Source organism: Deinococcus seoulensis (assembly GCF_014648115.1).
GTDB classification, from domain to species: domain Bacteria; phylum Deinococcota; class Deinococci; order Deinococcales; family Deinococcaceae; genus Deinococcus; species Deinococcus seoulensis.
In genome coordinates this window covers 128,934-145,470 of sequence record NZ_BMQM01000004.1, presented here as the reverse complement: position 1 = coordinate 145,470, position 16,537 = coordinate 128,934, and the positions used below count along the sequence as shown (strand labels likewise).

At 69.5% G+C, this 16,537-nt stretch carries 16 protein-coding genes; 10 read left to right on the top strand and 6 right to left on the bottom strand.

The genetic code is table 11. The annotated features are described in order from the left end of the window. Positions 1-24 precede the first annotated feature (24 nt). Positions 25-2,784 carry a YhgE/Pip domain-containing protein gene (locus tag IEY70_RS21255; RefSeq protein WP_189063900.1) on the bottom strand — a complete coding sequence of 920 codons (2,760 nt, stop codon included), beginning with the start codon at positions 2,782-2,784 and terminating at the stop codon, positions 25-27. Between the two features lie 115 nt (positions 2,785-2,899). On the opposite strand from IEY70_RS21255, the gene IEY70_RS05010 reads away from it, so the two are divergent. Next, the gene (locus tag IEY70_RS05010) at positions 2,900-3,568 is read left to right on the top strand and encodes a TetR/AcrR family transcriptional regulator (RefSeq protein ID WP_189063899.1); all 669 of its coding nucleotides are present in this window, start codon (positions 2,900-2,902) and stop codon (positions 3,566-3,568) included. A gap of 301 nt (positions 3,569-3,869) precedes the next feature. Further along, positions 3,870-4,697: an SDR family oxidoreductase gene (locus IEY70_RS05005; RefSeq protein WP_189063898.1), complete on the top strand. Its 828-nt coding sequence runs from the start codon at positions 3,870-3,872 to the stop codon at positions 4,695-4,697. Between the two features lie 96 nt (positions 4,698-4,793). Here the strand turns inward: IEY70_RS05005 and IEY70_RS05000 are convergent, their stop codons facing one another. Together IEY70_RS05000 and IEY70_RS04995 are read right to left on the bottom strand one after the other, a co-directional pair. After that, positions 4,794-5,639: a hypothetical protein gene (locus tag IEY70_RS05000; RefSeq protein WP_229777641.1), complete on the bottom strand. Its 846-nt coding sequence runs from the start codon at positions 5,637-5,639 to the stop codon at positions 4,794-4,796. A gap of 535 nt (positions 5,640-6,174) precedes the next feature. Next, entirely contained in the window at positions 6,175-6,720 is a 546-nt protein-coding gene (locus IEY70_RS04995; RefSeq protein WP_189063897.1) for a gamma carbonic anhydrase family protein, read from the bottom strand. A 530-nt stretch (positions 6,721-7,250) separates the two neighbouring features. Here IEY70_RS04995 and IEY70_RS04990 point away from each other — a divergent pair. From IEY70_RS04990 to IEY70_RS04960, 7 genes are all read left to right on the top strand, one after another. Next, positions 7,251-7,511: a cold-shock protein gene (locus tag IEY70_RS04990; protein ID WP_189063896.1), complete on the top strand. Its 261-nt coding sequence runs from the start codon at positions 7,251-7,253 to the stop codon at positions 7,509-7,511. A gap of 103 nt (positions 7,512-7,614) precedes the next feature. Then, positions 7,615-8,844: a YjgN family protein gene (locus IEY70_RS04985; protein ID WP_189063895.1), complete on the top strand. Its 1,230-nt coding sequence runs from the start codon at positions 7,615-7,617 to the stop codon at positions 8,842-8,844. Position 8,845: 1 nt separating this feature from the next. Further along, positions 8,846-9,925 carry a M48 family metallopeptidase gene (locus IEY70_RS04980; RefSeq protein WP_189063894.1) on the top strand — a complete coding sequence of 360 codons (1,080 nt, stop codon included), beginning with the start codon at positions 8,846-8,848 and terminating at the stop codon, positions 9,923-9,925. Between the two features lie 70 nt (positions 9,926-9,995). Beyond that, positions 9,996-10,586, top strand: a complete 591-nt coding sequence (locus IEY70_RS04975) for an NADPH-dependent FMN reductase (protein WP_189063893.1) — start codon at positions 9,996-9,998, stop codon at positions 10,584-10,586. A 47-nt stretch (positions 10,587-10,633) separates the two neighbouring features. After that, positions 10,634-11,338: an RluA family pseudouridine synthase gene (locus tag IEY70_RS04970; protein WP_189063969.1), complete on the top strand. Its 705-nt coding sequence runs from the start codon at positions 10,634-10,636 to the stop codon at positions 11,336-11,338. Between the two features lie 172 nt (positions 11,339-11,510). Next, on the top strand, positions 11,511-12,767 hold the full coding sequence (locus tag IEY70_RS04965; protein ID WP_189063892.1) for an MFS transporter: 1,257 nt from the start codon (positions 11,511-11,513) through the stop codon (positions 12,765-12,767). Between the two features lie 206 nt (positions 12,768-12,973). Next, positions 12,974-13,486 carry a pyridoxamine 5'-phosphate oxidase family protein gene (locus tag IEY70_RS04960; protein ID WP_189063891.1) on the top strand — a complete coding sequence of 171 codons (513 nt, stop codon included), beginning with the start codon at positions 12,974-12,976 and terminating at the stop codon, positions 13,484-13,486. A 120-nt stretch (positions 13,487-13,606) separates the two neighbouring features. Here IEY70_RS04960 and IEY70_RS04955 read toward each other — a convergent pair whose 3' ends face one another. Both IEY70_RS04955 and IEY70_RS04950 read right to left on the bottom strand, forming a co-directional pair. Beyond that, entirely contained in the window at positions 13,607-14,059 is a 453-nt protein-coding gene (locus IEY70_RS04955; protein ID WP_229777639.1) for an OmpH family outer membrane protein, read from the bottom strand. A 138-nt stretch (positions 14,060-14,197) separates the two neighbouring features. Further along, entirely contained in the window at positions 14,198-14,686 is a 489-nt protein-coding gene (locus IEY70_RS04950) for an OmpH/Skp family outer membrane protein (RefSeq protein WP_189063889.1), read from the bottom strand. Positions 14,687-14,900: 214 nt separating this feature from the next. Here IEY70_RS04950 and IEY70_RS04945 point away from each other — a divergent pair, with 214 nt between their 5' ends. Continuing rightward, positions 14,901-15,524 carry a CBS and ACT domain-containing protein gene (locus IEY70_RS04945; protein ID WP_189063888.1) on the top strand — a complete coding sequence of 208 codons (624 nt, stop codon included), beginning with the start codon at positions 14,901-14,903 and terminating at the stop codon, positions 15,522-15,524. A gap of 74 nt (positions 15,525-15,598) precedes the next feature. Here the strand turns inward: IEY70_RS04945 and lysX are convergent, their stop codons facing one another. Beyond that, positions 15,599-16,462, bottom strand: a complete 864-nt coding sequence (gene lysX, locus IEY70_RS04940; RefSeq protein WP_189063887.1) for a lysine biosynthesis protein LysX — start codon at positions 16,460-16,462, stop codon at positions 15,599-15,601. Positions 16,463-16,537: the final 75 nt, after the last annotated feature.

The window sequence follows — 16,537 nt, the reverse complement described above, 5'->3', positions numbered from 1 at the left end:
CGCGGCGGTGGGTGCGGGCAGGCTTCAGCCCACGTCGGTGATGATGGGCGAGCGGAAGTTGCTGTCCGGGGCGTACACCCAGCGGCGGCGGCTGAGCAGCGCGACGACCAGGGCGACGGCGGCGACCACGCCCATGCGGCCCATGAAGGTCCAGTACTGACCTTCGTACGCGCCGAACATGGCGCTGCGCAGGGCGTTGATGACGTCGGTGACGGGAATGACGGTGTGGATCAGCCGGAAGAACGGGCTGGACAGTTCGATGGGGTAACTGCCGCCGCTGGCTGCGAGTTGCACGATCAGCAGGATCAGGGCCAGGACGCGCCCGGCCGGGCCGAACAGCAGGTTCAGGGCGAGGATCACGATCATGAAGGTGACGCTGCCTGCCACGGCGGTCAGGACGACCTGCGCGGGGTTCAGGAAGGACACGTTCATCAGGTGAACGCCGGTCACGACGATCAGGGCCTGTCCGATCACGATGATCAGCGGGTGCGTGAGTTTACGCAGGACGCGCGCACTCTGGCGGGCGGTGCGTCCACTTTCCGGGATCAGCAGGAACGGGAAGATGAAGGTGGTCAGGGTCGCGCCGACCCAGAGGGCCAGGGCAATGAAGTACGGGGCGAAGGCGTTGCCGTTGTTGGGAACGTCGGCGGTGGCGCGGGTCTGCACGATGACGCTCTGGGCGAGGCCGTCGGGGTCGCCGCCGAGTTCTTCGGTGTCGGTGGGGACCTTGTCGCGCAGTTCGGTCAGGCCGTTGCGGAGTTTCAGGGCGCCGCTGCGCAGGTCGTCGGTGCCGCCCCTCAGGTCGGTGGCGCCGCTGGCGAGCGTGTCGGCTCCGGTGGCGAGTCTGGCGCTGTTGATGGCCAGGGATTTCCCGCCGGTGTTCAGGGTGTTCAGGTCTTTCTGGGCGGGCAGTTGGGCGGTGATGTCGCCGAGGGCTTTCTTGATCCTGATGTTCCCGTCGGTGAGGGTGGTCACGCCGCCTTGCAGGTCGCGGGCGCCGGCGGCCAGTTGTGCGGCGCCGGTGGCGGCCTTGCGGGTGTTGGTGGCCAGGGTGGCGGCGCCGGTGTTCAGTTGCTCGGCGCCGGTCTGCACCTGGGCGGTTCCGGCGGCGAGTTCTTTCGCTCCGGCGGCGGCTTTCTGCGCGCCGGTCTGGGCGCTGGCGGCGCCGCTGGCGAGTCGGTTCGCGCCGCTTTGCAGGTCGGCCGCTCCGGCCTGGAGGGGTTTGAGGCCGCTGCTGAGGCCCGCGCTGAGTTTGTCGGCGCCGGTCTGCAGCTGGGCGGCGCCGGTTTTCAGGTCGGTCAGGCCGCTGCTCAGGGCCGGGAGTTGCGTGGCGAGGCTCTGCGCGCCCCGGCTGGCGGCGCTGGCGGCCGCCTGGGATTGTTGCAGTCCGGTGTTCAGCTGGGCTGCGCCGGTCTGCACGCTCTGCGCGCCGGTGGCGGCGGGTGTGCCTTTCAGGCTGGTGGCGAGGGTGTTGCTGCCACTTGCGAGGCTCTGCGCTCCCTTTTGCAGCGTGCCCAGGCCGCTGTCCAGGCGGGTCAGTCCGGCGGCGAGTTGCGTGGCGCCGTCGGCGGCCTGTTTCGCGCCGGTCTGGGCCTTGCCGAGGCCGGCGTTCAGGCTGGCGGCGCCCTTGCTGAGTTGCGTGGCGCCGTCGGCGGCGGGTTTCAGGCCGTCGGTGACGCCGGTGTTCAGTTTGGCGGCTCCGGCGGCGAGTTGCCCGGCGCCGGTGTTCAGGTCGCCCAGGCCGCTGGCGAGGGCCGGGAGTTGCGTGGCGAGTTGCGTGGTGCCGGTGTTCACCTGCGCAGCGCCGCCGCCGAGTTTCTTCGCTCCGGCGGCCAGCTGGTCGCTGCCGTCCGCGAGTTTGTTCAGGCCGCCGGACAGCTGGTCGGCGCTGCTGGCGAGTGTGGCGCTGCCCTTGCGCAGGGGCGCGAGTTGTTTCTCGCCGGGCGCGGCTGCCTCGAGTTGTTTCAGGCCGCCGGACAGTCTGGTGACGCCGCCTGCGAGGCTGCTGACGCCGCCGCTGAGGCTGCTCGCGCCGTCAGCGAGTTTGCCCGCGCCGTCGGCGAGGGTTTCCGCGCCGCCTGCGAGTTTGTCTGCGCCGCCCTGGAGTTTCTCGGTGCCGTCCAGCAGTGCCTGCGCGCCGTCCGCGAGTTTCACGGTGGCGTCGTGAATGTCAGAAAAGCCCTGCTGCACGTCCTTGAGGCTGGTCTGCACGACTTCCCAGCGGTTCTGGCCGAGCGTGGCGTTCAGGTCCTCGGCGATGGCGCTACTGACGCGGTCGGCGACGGTGCTGGCGTAGTAGTTCAGGCCGGGCGCGCGGTACAGCTGGAGCAGGCCGTGCTGGCTGCTGTCGCCGCTGACGGCCTTGCGGCTGAAGTCGGCGGGGATGGTCAGGGCGAAGTAGACCTCGCCCCGGCGCACGGCCTGTTCGGCGGCGGCCTGGGTGGCGTAGCGCGTGAAGTTCACGGGGGGGTCTTTCTGGAGTTCCACGACGAGGTCGTGTCCGGCGTTGACGTTCTTGCCGCGTGAAACGGTGCCGGTGTCCAGGTTGACCAGGGCGGCCGGCAGGTCCGGGAGGTTGCCGCTGGGGTCCCAGACGCTCATGAGGTACACGCCGGCGTAGACCATCGGCACGAACAGGAAGGCGGCGGCGGCGGCCCACATGATCGGGTAGCGCCACAGGCTGCGTTCGGCGGGGGTCAGGCGCTGGTAGGATTGCTGCAGGTTGGGACGGTCGGGCGTGAGGTCCGGGTTGGGCTGCGTGTCGTTGGGTGGTCCGTCGTTCATGGTCGCCTCGGAAGTCGACAGGGCTCGTGACACTCTGTCAGATGGGTCACAGCATGAGGGATTACCGACACCCTGTCAAGTGACAATGTGTCAACAGCGGTGTAGACTGGTGAACATGACTCTCTCCTCCCCCACCGGGGGTCGCCGCCGCCTCCCCTCCGCCGACCGCCGACAGCAGATTCTCGACGGCAGCGAACACCTCTTCACCACCCGCGGTTTCGAGGCCGTGAACATGGGCGACGTCGCCCGGCACGTCGGTGTCTCCAGACCCACCATCTACTCGTACTTCACCTCCACCACAGACATCCTCGCCGAACTGCTCGGCCAGCGCCTTGAGGAATTCGAAACCCGGCTCGCGCCGCTGCTCGCAGAGATCCGCAGCGGCCAGCAGGACCGGCCCTTCGCCGCCATCTACACCTCACTGGTGCAGGAACGCTCCCTGCTGACCCTGCTGCAAAGCGGCAGCGGTCCCGCCTTCACCCACCGCCGCCAGCAGGTCTTCGCGGACCTCGAAAACCGCCTGCACGCCCACCTGCCCAGCAGCGGCCCCCGCGTTCCGTACCTGCTCACCTGCGTGACCCTGCTGATCCACAGCGCCGCCTCGCACGCCGTGAGCGCCGAACTGAGCGCCGCGCAGAACGGACAGTTCGCCGTGACCCTCGACCGCCTGCTGAACGTCGGCGTGCAGGCCTTCAGCCCCGCCGCACCGCCCAGCACCGACACGCCACCCAGCACCGACGACCCGTCAGGCGCCAACAACCCGTCAGGCACTGAGACGCGTTAAGCGTTCCTTGGACTTACCTGACCTTCATCTGGTTGTGACATTCCTGTGAACAGCGCCGCCTACACTGTCCTTATCAGCGCACAACAATTCAACACGCGGGCCGGGTGAAGTCCGCAGCGCACGGGGGCTGATCCGCTCAAGGAATCAGCCTCACTTTCTGTTCCCCTGCCCGTGAACGGCCTGCCTCTCTATAGCCGCCTCTCTACAGGCCGCTGCCGGGCACCCCGCGCAGACCCGGTGGGCGCGCGATTGTCCTTTATGCTTCAACCCGCCCGCGCGCCCGGCTTCTATGCTGTGAGGCATGACTTCCAGCCCCACCACCCCCCTGCACGGACAGCGCGTACTGATCAGCGGCGCGACCGGCGGCATCGGCCTGATCACCGCCCGCGAACTCGCCGCGCGCGGCGCACACGTGACCATCATGGGCCGCAACCCCAGCAAGACCGAGGACGCCGCCCGACAGACCGGCGCCGCCGCCACCCTGCTGGCCGACCTGAGCGAACTGGCCCAGGTGCGCCGCGCCGCCCGCGAGTACACCGAGCGGTTCGGGCAACTGGACGTCCTGATCAACAACGCCGGGGCGTTCAACACCCGCCGCCAGGAAACCAGCGAGGGCACCGAACAGACCTGGGCCCTGAACCACCTCGCGCCGTTCGTCCTGACCCACGAACTGCTGCCGCTGCTCCGCCAGAGTGCCGCGCCGCGCGTCGTGACGGTCGCCTCGGCCGCGCACGCCATGGGGCGCATCCGTTTCGACGACCCGGAATTCCGGCGCGGGTACGGCGGGTGGGCCGCGTACTCGCAGAGCAAACTCGCCAACATCCTGTTCGCCCGCGAACTCGCCCGCCGCGAGAGCGGCATTCAGAGCAACAGCCTGCACCCCGGCATGGTCGCCACGGGCTTCGCGCACAACAACGGCGGCCTCGTCAGCCAGCTGTACCGCGTCGTGGACCTGTTCGCCATCACGCCCGAACAGGGCGCGCAGACCAGCATTCACCTCGCCGCCGACCCCATCGGCGTGACGGGGCGGTACTTCAGCAACTCCCGCGAGATCACGCCCGCCCCGCAGGCGCAGGACGACGGCGCCGCGTTCCGCCTGTGGGTCCTCAGCGAGGGCTACCTCGACTGAACAGCGGGTTCATACGGACTCCGGTGGCATGGCTTGCAAAGCCGCCGGGTCCGGGCGGATGGAACGGCTTTATAAGCCATTCAATCGTAATCCGCTTCAGACCTCGCGGACGTACCCGCTCTTGACGAAGTCCTGCACCATCGCTTCCAGGTCGTGCAGGGCCACGTCCGAACGCAGGGCGTACTCGGCGGGCGACAGCGACTCGGCCAGGGCGCGCAGGAAGGCCAGCCCGGCGGCCCCGTGCTGCGCGCGGAACGTCTGGTGCAGGCCCGTGATGGCGTTCACGGCGTCCCGGCCGCGCAGGGTCATGGCGTACTGGTGGTGCGCCCACCCGGCCAGACTGCGCGGCAGGATCAGCGTCTGCGGGCGCAGCGGCGCCGGGAACGCCCCCTCGTACGGGAGGGTGGCGGGCATGGTCGCCATGATCTCGCCCCGCAGGTAGTAGATCGCGCCGGTGGGTCGGGCGTGCAGGCCCGTGAAATCCTCGGTCAGGTTGAACTTCCAGGCGCGGGACCCCACGCCGCTCAGGACGTGCGCCAGGTTCGCGGGCAGCGGGTGGGCGCTCAGGGACGCGCCCTGCTCGTACAGGTTCAGCAGTTCCCCGAGTGCCTGCTCGCCCGTGGCGCTCGCGGCGGCGGCCGTCACGGCGCGGCCCTCGAACAGCAGCACGAACGCGCTCTGCTCGCCCAGCGTGGCGTGCAGGTACCCGTACCACGCGCCCTCGTGCAGGTACTTCAGGAACGCGTGCAGGTCGCAGAAGTGATGCGTGAGGCCCGCGTGACTGGCTGCCGAGTGCGGCAGGAACCGCGCCAGGAACGGCGCCGCGCCGGGGTACATGGGCGTCAGTTCCGGGATCAGGTCGCTGAGTTCACCGCTGTCGGCGTCGTCTGCCGGGGGGCCGGGCCGCTGGTGCCCCGGTGCGTTGCCGTCGAGTTCAGTCATGAGGTTCACCGCAGGGTCAGGTGGGACGTCGGTAGGCACGGCAGGAGCCGCCGGGGCTGACTCCGCAGGTTCCCGGGGTGGGTCGGCCGGGGGAACGGCGGGTGCGGGGTCACGGTCCACAGTACCAGCGGCACTGACGCCCGTGGGATCACTCTGCGCGCCGGTCGGCGCGGGAGCATGCGGCGTGCGCAGCAGGTCGGCTTTCCGGGCATCCGCCCTGGCTGCCGCGCGGGCAGCGCGGGCCACGCGGGCAATGGCGGCCGCCTCACGCGCTTCGGGTGAATCGGGCACGCGGGGCGTACGGGGGCGGCGTTCCTTCATACAGGGGCCTTCATACGGCGGCCTTCATGCGGGGGCCTTCAGGTGAAGGTTTGCACGCAGCGGAAGGCGGGCCGGGCGGCGCGTGGGCAACGGAGCGCCGCCTTCACGGTGCGCCACCCGGCGGGGTGTCACGCGAACTCCGGCTGACCGGCCTGAACCGTACGTTCCGTCCTCATGCGGACTCCGGTTGAAGCGAAACAGACGGCCGTCCGTATCACAGGCCGTCCACGCGGGCCAGGGTGCCGGGCAGGTCGTCTTCCAGCAGGGTCAGGCCCTCACGGAACCGCGCGCCGTTGTGCACGTAGCGCGTGGCGTTCCCCGCGCCGGATGCGGGGCGCACCACCCGCGCCGGAATTCCGACGGCCAGCATGCCGTCCGGCACGTGCACGCCCTCGGGCAGGACCGCCCCGGCGCCCAGGACCGCCCCGGCGCCCAGGCTGGAGCCGCTGAGCATGACGGCGCCCATGCCGACCAGACTGCCGGGTCCGCAGGTGGCGCCGTGCACGACGGCGCGGTGCCCGACGGTCACGTGGTCGGTCAGGACGCAGGGCCACCCGGCGTCGGTGTGCAGGACGGCGCCGTCCTGAACGTTGCAGGCCGGGCCGATCGTGATGGGCTCCAGGTCGCCGCGCAGCACGGCGCCGAACCACACGCTGGCGTGCTCGCCGACGCTCACCTGCCCGATGATCTCGGCGCTGGGGGCGATGAAGGCGGTGGGGTGAATGTCTGGGACGTGCCCGTCCAGGGCGTAGCGCGGCATGCCTTTCCTCCGAAAGTCCGGGCGTGAACCTGGGTTCGGGCCGTGCCGGGAAGGCGGCCCCTGTGGTCACGCGCGGTGGGTCTTGAACTGCCTGCCAGCCTAGCATGAAGGTCCGAGGGGCCGTTCAGGTCGTACCGGACGCGCACGGACGACCCGTGAATTGCCTGCGGGGGGGGCGCACATGGTGCAGCCCGGAACACCACCGATCAGCCAACTCCAGGCCCGGAAGTCCGTGTCGCGTCAGCCCGGGCCCGGCGGCCTGCAAGCCATGCAGTCGGAGTCCGTATGAGAGTCTTCTGCGGCTCCCGACGCTGATTGAACCCAGGTCCAATAAAACCATTTTATTTCGTTTCATACGGTCATTTTAGTTTGATCGGCGTGAATGGTTTCTGGGAGTGTGTGGCATTTCGACGTGCGGATTCTGAGGGTCCGTGCGATAATCCGGGTGTCTCAAAATTCGTGCCAGTCTGTTGGGTCTGGCCCAGAGGGTCGGATACCAGGCAGCGAATCTGCGAGATGCAAGGAGAGTTATGGCTCAAGGTCGAGTGAAGTGGTTCAACGTTGAAAAAGGCTACGGATTCCTCGAGCACCCGGGTAACCCCGACGTGTTCGTGCACTACAGCGCCATCCAGAGCAGCGGCTTCCGCAAGCTGAACGAGGGCGACGAGGTCGAATTCGAAGTGGAGGCCGGCCAGGGCAACAAGGGCCCGCAGGCCAAGAACGTGGTCGTCACCAACGCCGCGCCCGCCCCGATGGGCGGCGGCATGGGTGGCCGCGACAACCGCTGGTAAGACCGGCGGCAGGTTCGCAGCGGGTGCCTCTGGCGTCCGCTGCTTTTTCGTGTGCCGCGCACCTGAGGAAGCGGCGGGGGCGGCCGCCCCGTAGCATGGGGGCATGACCGATCCCGCCCTGCCACGCACGCCAGAACCCACCGTGCCCGCACCCGGTACGGCCGTTCCGGGGCGGCATGACCTTCCCTCGGCGCCGGAGCGGCTGCCCGCGCCTGAACTGCCCGCACCTGAACTGCCCGCGCCGGGGCTGGCCGCGCCGCACGTGACGACGTACCCGGTGTCGTTCACGGGGTCCACCGGGGAGTACTTCCGGCTGTGGATCGTGAACGCGGCGCTGTCGGTGGTGACGCTGGGCATCTACCTGCCGTGGGCGCGGGTGCGTAACCGGCAGTACTTCTACGGGCACACCTGGGTGGACGGCCAGAACTTCGAGTACCGGGCCGATCCGCTGAAGCTGCTGCGGTCGTACGTGGTGGTGGGGGCGCTGTTCGGGGCGTTCACGTTGACGCAGCAGAGCGAACGTCTGTGGGGCCTGTCGGTCCTGATCGGGCTGGTGTTCGCGCTGCTGTACCCGTGGCTGGTGGCGCAGTCCATGCGGTTTCAGGCGGTGAACACGGTGCACCGGGGGCTGCGGTTTCACTTCGACGGCAGCCTGAAGGGCGCGTACGTGGCGTACGGCGCGGCGAACGTGGCGGCCAGCGTCAGCAGTGGGCTGGCGCTGCCGTGGGCGTGGTTCATGCAGCGCCGCTACCAGATCGACAACCTGCGGTACGGGTCGGCGCGCGGCCTGTTCCGGGGGGACGTGGCGCCCATGTACCTGATCGCGCTGACGGGCGTGGGCCTGCTGGTCGGGGCGGGGCTGCTGCTGGGCGTGCCGGCAGTGGTGACGCTGGTGGCGTGGATGGCAGGCAACGGCTTCGATCTGGACAGCATGGACTGGGACAGCCTGGGTTCCGGATTGTTCTTCTTAATCTTCGTCGCGGTGGCGTACGTGATCCTGATCTCGCTGAACGGCGTGGCGTGGCAGTACGTGCGGGCGGCGACCATGCGGTACGTGCTGAACAACGCGGAACTGGGCGGCGTGGTCCGGACGGGCGCGACCTTCAATCCGTGGCGGGTGGTGTGGATCACCGTGTCGAACGGCGCGGCGCAACTGCTGACGCTGGGACTGGCGACCCCGTGGGCGGACATCCGCCGCAACCGTTACCTGCTGGAGGGCGTGAGCGTGCGGGCCATCGCGCCGCTGGACGACTTCGCGCGTGGGACGGGCGGTCCGGAGTCGGCGCTGGGCGAGGCGGCCACCGAACTGCTGGACATCGGGCTGGGGTTCTGACATGCCGGACCTGAACGGAACGGATCAGGCCGGGCCGGGCCTGCCGGGCGTGTTCTTTGACGGGCACAGCAGCCGTGACCACCCGGCGACCCTGCACCTGGGGGCAGGGGGCGTGCGGGTGCGGCTGGAGGGGCGCGGCGATCATCACTGGCGGGCGGATCAGGTGACGCTGGACGCGCCGCTGCCCGGCGTGCGCCGCAGCCTGAACTTCCCGGACGGCAGCCGCTTCGAGACGCCGGACGACCCGAGCATCCGCGACTGGGAACGGCAGCACGGCCGGAACCGCCTGCTGGGCGGCGTGCGGAGGCTGGAGGGCAGCTGGGGCACGGCGCTGGGCGCGGTGGCCGTGACGGGCGCGGTCCTGTGGGGCTTCGTCACGTTCGGCATTCCGGCGCTGGCGCGGCAGGCGGCGGCCGTGACGCCCGTGGGCGTGCTCGCCTCGTTCGACCGTGAGGCGATGGGGGTGCTGGAGGGCCAGAACCTGATCGGCCCGAGTGACCTGAGCGCGGCGCGGCAGGCGCAGTTGCAGGCGGCGTTCCGGGACGTGAGCGGCTGGGCGGGCGGCCCGTACGGGTACCGGCTGCTGCTGCGTGACGGTGAACCTGCCGGGAGCGGCGGGCTGGGCGCGAACGCGTTCGCGTTGCCGAACGGCACGGTCGTCATGACCGATCAGCTGGTCGCGCTGGCCCGCAGTGACCGGGAACTGGTGGGTGTGCTGGCGCACGAGGCGGGGCACGTCACGCAGCGGCACGGGCTGGCCAGCGTGTACCAGGCGCTGGGGCTGTCGCTGATCATCACGGCGGTGACCGGGGACGTCGTGAGCGCCTCGACGTTCGCGGCGGCGGTGCCGGTGGCGCTGGTGCAGGGCGGGTACTCGCGGGCCGCCGAGACGCAGTCCGACGAGGTGGCCGCCCGCTTCATGCTGGAACGCTACGGCACCACGCGGCCCCTTCAGACCATCCTGGCGCGACTGGAAGCGCAGGACGGAGGGCCGGGCAGCGTGCCGGACCTGCTGGGCACGCACCCCGGCACGGACGCCCGCATCGAGCACCTGCGGCAGCTGGAGGACGCCGCCCGCTGACCTGCCCGCCTCGCCGGGATGCAGCCGGGATGCAGCCGGGATGCAGCCGGGATGCACTACGCTCTGGGGCGTGAAGTTCACGGTCCTGTCCACCAGTCTCGATCCGGAAAGCCGCAGCGCGTGGCTGTGCACCCTGGCCGCCGCGCAGTTGCGGGCGCAGGGGCACGCGGTCACGTTCCTGGATCTGCGCGCGCAGCCGCTGCCGCCCTTCGATAACGTGCAGGGGCCGGGCGGCTGTTACGCGCACCCGCACGCGGCGCTGTACCACGCGGCGATTGCCGGGGCGGACGGCGTGTTCCTGGGCGTGCCCGTGTACAACTGGGGGCTGGGGTCCGGCGCCAGAGCGCTGGTGGAACTGACGGGCAGCAGTGACGAGGCGCGCGGCCTGCACGGCGCGTGGTTCGATAAGCCCGTGACGTTCCTGGTGTCGGGCGGGCTGGATCACGGGTACCTGAGTCACGGGGCGTTCGCGTTCGGGTTGATGGTGGATTTCCGCTGCGTGGTGAACCCGCACTTCGTGTACGCCACGTCCGCGCACTGGGACGCGCCGGAGGTGCCGGGCGAGTGGCTACGGGCGCGGCTGTCGCGCACGGTGGACCGGGGGGTGGACCTGTCGGCGCGCCTGCGGGGCCGTGGTTACGCCAGCGTGTGGGAACTGTGACCGCCCCGGCGCAGCCCACGCCGCCCACCGAGCGGCCGCGCGTGATCATGGAGCACCCGGACTTCTACGTGGTGCACAAGCCCGCGCTGTGGCTCACGCACCCGGTCCGGGCGCGGGTGGAGGTGCCGGACCTGCTGACGTTCATGCAGCGCACGACCGGCGAGGCGGCCCTGGCGCCCCCGCACCGCCTGGACCGCGAGACGAGCGGCGCGCAGATCCTGACCCGCGACCGGGAGGCCGCGCAGCGGTTCTTCACGCTGTTCAAGACGCACCTGGTCGGCAAGACGTACCTGGCGGTCGTGCACGGCACACCCGACTGGGAGCGGTTCACGCTGGACGGCCCGCTGGGCGACCTGGGGCTGGGCGGCGCGAACCGCATCGCGATCCGGCAGGCGGTCGTGCCGGACGGCAAACCGGCCGTGACAGACTTCCGGGTCGTGGCACGCCGCGCCGGGCATACCCTGATCGAGGCGTACCCGCGCAGCGGCCGCCTGCATCAGATCCGCGCGCACCTGTCTCACCTGGGCCTGCCGATGGTCGGGGACAAACTGTACGGCCGTGACCCGGACGTGTTCCTGGCATTCATGGAGACCGGGCAGACGCCGGAACTCACGGCGCGGCTGGGGCTGGCGCGGCAGGCGCTGCACGCGGCGCGCGTGGCGTTCCCGTGGGCCGGGACGCAGGTGGTGGCCGAGGTGCCGCTGGCCCCGGACCTCCAGGCGTACTGGGACGCGCTGCCCGGAACGCCCTGAGCGGGAACGATCCCGGCGGGGTCGGTCGTCTTTCAGCCCGGCCCTGACGCCCGGTCTTCCCTGCCCCGCGCGGCCAGGACCCGGGGGCCGACCTTCTGCCGTGTCCGTCCTGCGCGCCTGCTGGTCATTCCGGCGCGGTTCGTCGCCCGGCCGCCCGTATACTCGCCGCATCATGACTGCCCAATCTCTTACCGCTCCGCGCGTCAGTCCGTGGGTGCTGTCCGCGTTCTGGTTCGGCACGGCGTTCCACTGGCTGCTGCTGCTGCTGGTCCTGATGCCCGCCAACGTGGAATCGTTCGTGGGGTCCAGCCTGAAAGGCACGTACTCGGGCGCGCTGGTCGCCATCGGCGCGGTCATGGCCCTGGTGATCCCGCCGCTGGTCGGGGCGCACAGTGACCGCACGGGGCGGCGCGTGCCGTACCTGCGCCTGGGCGTGGGCGTGAACATCGCCGGACTGGCGGTCATGGGGGCCGCCGTGACCCTGCTGGGCGGCATGACGGGCTTCTGGGTGTACGTGCTGGGGTTCGTGCTGGTGCAGTTCGGGAACAATTACGCCACCGCGCCGTACTCGGCCCTGATTCCGCAACTCGTGCCGCCCGAGCAGCGCGGCCAGTACAGCGGCGTGATGGGCATGCTTCAGGCGGCCGGGCAACTGCTGGGCGCCGTGAGTGCCTTCGTGGTGGGCAGCCTGCACCTGCCGGCGCTGGTGTCGTTCGTGCTGATCGGCGTGGTCCTGCTCGTCCCGGCGCTGGTGACCATGCGCGGCGTGCCGGACGATCACGCGCCGCCCGCAGCGGGCCAGCGCCCGGCGCCGTGGCGCACGCTGTTCGCGTACCAGCCGTTCCTGTGGGTGTTCGTCACGCGGGTACTGTTCGCGCTGGGGCAGTACTCGGTGCAGCCGTTCCTGCAGTACTACAACGCGGACGTGCTGGGCCAGAAGGACCCCGTGACCTCCAACTCGATCATGCTGGCGTGCATCATCACGGCCAGCATCGTCTCCGCGCTGATCGGCGGGCGGATCAGTGACCGGGTGGGACGCAAACCCGTCATCTACGTGGCGGGCACCACCATGGCCGCCGCCGCGCTGCTGCTGCTGATCGTGCCGGGCTTCGGGGCGGCGCTGCTGCTGGCCGTGGTGTTCGGCCTGGGCTTCGGGGCGTTCACCAGCGTGGACTGGGCGCTGGGCAGCGACGCCATGCCCAGCGACACCAGTTTCGCGCGGGACATGGGCATCTGGCACGTGGCGTTCGTGGCCCCGCAGTTCATCGGTGGGCCGCAGGGCGCACTGCTCGACTGGGGGAACGCGCGCGGCGACAACCTGGGGTACACGCTGGTGTTCGGCATTGCCGCCGCGTTCTTCATCCTGGGCGTGCTGCTGGTCCGCAATGTCCCCGACACCCGCCCGAAAGGTCAGCATCTGCCCGCCTGACCTGCTCGTCTGACCTTCCCGCCCGCGCCTTTCGCGCGCACGTGCGGCCCGGACCTCTGGTATCCGGGCCGCACGGTTTTCCACCCACCGGGACGGGGCCTGTTCCTCACGCGGCATGCAGCGTTCCTTCAGGGCGGGTTGTGCCGCTGTTCACACGGTGCGCCTCCTTTCAGTCCGGGGCGCGCCCCGCGTGACAGGGTGCGGGCATGACTCAATCCGACACGGCCCACACGGAACCCACCCGCACGGACGCCATCAAGACGCTGGCCGGCATGATCAAGGAAGTTCACTTCGCCATGCTGACCGTCCAGACCGCCGACGGTCACCTGCACGCCCACCCCATGACCACCCAGCAGGTCGAGTTCGACGGCGACATCTGGTTTATCGGCGGCAAGGACACCGAGCAGGTGCAGGACATGGCCGCCCGCCCGCAGGTGAATGTCAGTTACTCCAGCCCCGACAAGGGCGTGTACGTCAGCGTCAACGGCACCGCGCAACTGGTCGAGAACCGCGCGAAACTCGATGAACTCTGGAGTGACTTCTACCAGTCGTACTTCCCGCAGGGCAAGGAAGACCCGAACATTCAACTGATCCAGATTCACGCGAACGGCGCCGAGTACTGGGAAGGCAACGGCAAGATCCGCAGCCTGCTGGAATTCGCCAGGGGACTGGTCGGCGGGAAGCCCGACATGGGCGAGAACGAAACCGTCCGCCTCTGAAACCAGGCGCACTGAGAGCTAGCCTCAAAAGGCCAAGCAGCAGGACAAAAGTAAAGAGAAGGGCCGCCCGTTCAGGTAGAACAGGCGGCCCTCTTCCAGCCCATCCAGCGGGCGTCCGTGTTACTTGAGTTCTTTGATGACGGCGGCGTTCAGGCTGGTGGCGCCCTCGTTGGCGTACACGACCAGACTGGTCTGAGCGGCGACCTTCTCGTCGAGGACCACGGTGTACCCGTTAGTCTTGGCGACCTTGGCCACGGCGGCATTGACCTCCTTGCTCAGCGGCTGGAAGGCCACGTCAATCCGTTTGGCGTAGTCGGCGCGGGCGGCGGCATACGCCTGCTGCGCCTTGGTCAGCGCGGCGCGGTCGGCGGTCGTGGTGGCCTTCGCAGCCAGTGCCTGAAGGTTCTTCTGCTTGGCGGTCAGGTCAGCTGTCGCCTTGGCGTTCAGGTCCAGGTAAGTTTTACTGCCGGGCATGGCCTTCACGACCGTCTGCACGTTCAGGAAACCCACGCGGCTTTTGCTCTGTTGCGCGTGCGGGACGGTGGTCAGCAGGGCGAGGGGAAGGATGATCATGAATTTGTTCAAGGGTGGTGTCTCCTTGCAGGTGAGCTGGACGTGCGATGCGTGTGGCCCCGCCGGCATGGTGCGAGCGGGGCCACGGTCACCGTCCGGGGTGGGCTGACCTGACGGTCGCCTTTCCCGGTGGGCGGTTTACTTGACGGACTTGGCGACCGCGTCGGTCAGTTCGGTGGTGCTGTCGGCGTAGATGACCAGTCCGCTCTTGGCGGCCACTTCGCGGTCCATGATGATGGAGTAGCCGTTGCTCTTGGCGACCGTGTTGATGGCCGTGTCGACGGCCTTCTCGACCACGCTGATCTTGGGGGCCAGCTGCTTGTCGTAGGCGTCGGCCTTGCTGCGGATGGTGGTGACCAGCTGCTCGCGGGTCTGCTTCTCGGCGGCGCTGGCGCCCGCGCCCTTGGCGTCGATGGCCTTGACCTGCTTGTCCAGCGCCGTGAGTTCATCGTCGGCTTTCTTCTGGATGGCCTGGATTTCCTTGTCGCCGGGGTGCGCGGCGAGCAGTTTGGACACGTCCACGAACCCGACCTTCTGGGCGGTGGTCTGGGCGTGCGGGGCGACAGTGCCCAGGCCGTACGCGGCCACGAGGGCCAGGGGAGCCAGGATCTTGGCGTTGATCTTCATGAGGCGCACCGTAGCACGGGTGTTTCTGAGCCGAATGAAGGGCCGCTGACCCGTTTCACATGCAGCTCTCTCCCCGCCCGGAGGGCACAGCCGGACCGGGCAGCAGGCCGGGCCAGGAGCAGGCCGGACCGCGTGAGGCACGTGGGCCAGTGCCCGCCGCGCCCCCCCTGGCGGGTGCGGACTGCGCGCCGCGCCGCGCATGTACACTGCGCGCATGCTCGTTCGCGACTGGATGACCCCCAACCCCACCACCGTGACCCCCGATACGCCCGTCATGGACGCCCTGAAACTGCTCAAGGAGGGCGGGTTCCGCCGCCTGCCCGTCATGGACGGTGACCGGCTGGTGGGCATCACGACCCGCAAGGACCTGAAGGACGCCATGCCCAGCAAGGCCACGACCCTGAGCGTCTGGGAACTGAATTACCTGCTGAGCAAGCTGACGGTCGCGGAGATGATGGCCCGCCCGGTCATCACGGCGGCCGAGGGTGAGTACATGGAGGACGCCGCGCTGCGCATGCAGGAGCATCACGTGGGGGGCCTGCCGGTCCTGACGGATGCGGGTCGCCTGAGCGGGATCATCACGACCATGGATGTCCTGCGGGCGTTCACGGGCATTCTGGGCATGCGGGAGGGTGGGCGCCGGCTGGCGCTGGACATGCCGGACGTGCCGGGCAGTCTGGCGCGCGCGGCGACCGCGATCGGCCCGAGCAACATCATCAGTGTCGCCACGTACGGCGGTGAGAACGGCCGCCGGAAGTTCGTGATGCGCATCGACGGCGAGGGCGTGCGGGACGTGCGGGACCGCGTGCAGGCCGCCGGAATCGATGTACTGGACTGACCCACACCCAGCGGGGACGCAACCAGAAGAGAGGCCCGGTTCGCTGATCACCGGGCCTCTCTCTTTGCAGGCCGTTACAGCAGGCTGATGGCGTACTCGCCCATCAGGCGCGGGATGTTCACGCCGGTGGTCGCCACGGAGTTCTTGAATTCCATGGTGTGGTTGATCTCGATGATCTTCAGGCCGCCCCACTCGTTGGGCGCGGCGGGGTCCTCGACGAGGTCGATGGCGACGATCTGCCCGTGCACGGCGGCGGCGGCCCGCACGGCCAGGTCGGCCATTTCGGGCGTGACGGGGCAGTTGCTGGCTTTCGCGCCGCGCGCGGTGTTCGTGATCCAGTGTTCGCTGGTGCGGTAGATCGCGCCGATGCACACGCCGCCCACCACGAACGCGCGGATGTCCCGGCCGGGCTTGTTGATGAGTTCCTGCACGTAGAAGATCCCGTGCTGCGGGCCGCCCAGGACTTCCTTGTGCTCGATGACGGCCTCGGCGGCGGCGCGGTCGTTCAGGCGGCTGACCATGCGGCCCCACGAACCCACGGTGGGTTTCAGGACGACCGGGTAGCCCATCTCCTCGATGAGGGTCAGGGCGGTGTCGCCGTCGAAGGCGACGCCGGTGCGGGGGGTGGGCAGGCCGTGGGCGTGCAGGGCGGCGTTCGTGGCGAGTTTATCGCCGCACAGTTCGATGACGTGCGCGGGGTTGATGACCTTCACGCCGAAGCCCTCCAGGGCGCGGGTCACGCCGTGGCCGCGGCTCTGGCTGACGCAGCGTTCGATGGCGACCTTCCAGGGGACGGCGGCGCGGCCCTGCTCGTCGAAGGTGACCTTCAGCTGGGGGGTGTAGACCTTGTCGTAGGGAACGCCGAGGTCGTCGAGGGCCTCGAAGAGCATCTTCTCGTCGGGGCGGATGCGGTCGTACAGGACGGCGAGGTCGGCCATGCTGGGTATCCGGGGTTGGTGACCCTGCAAGGGAGCGCGGTCAGGTGTTCCGGTGGAACGGCCTGACCGCGTGCC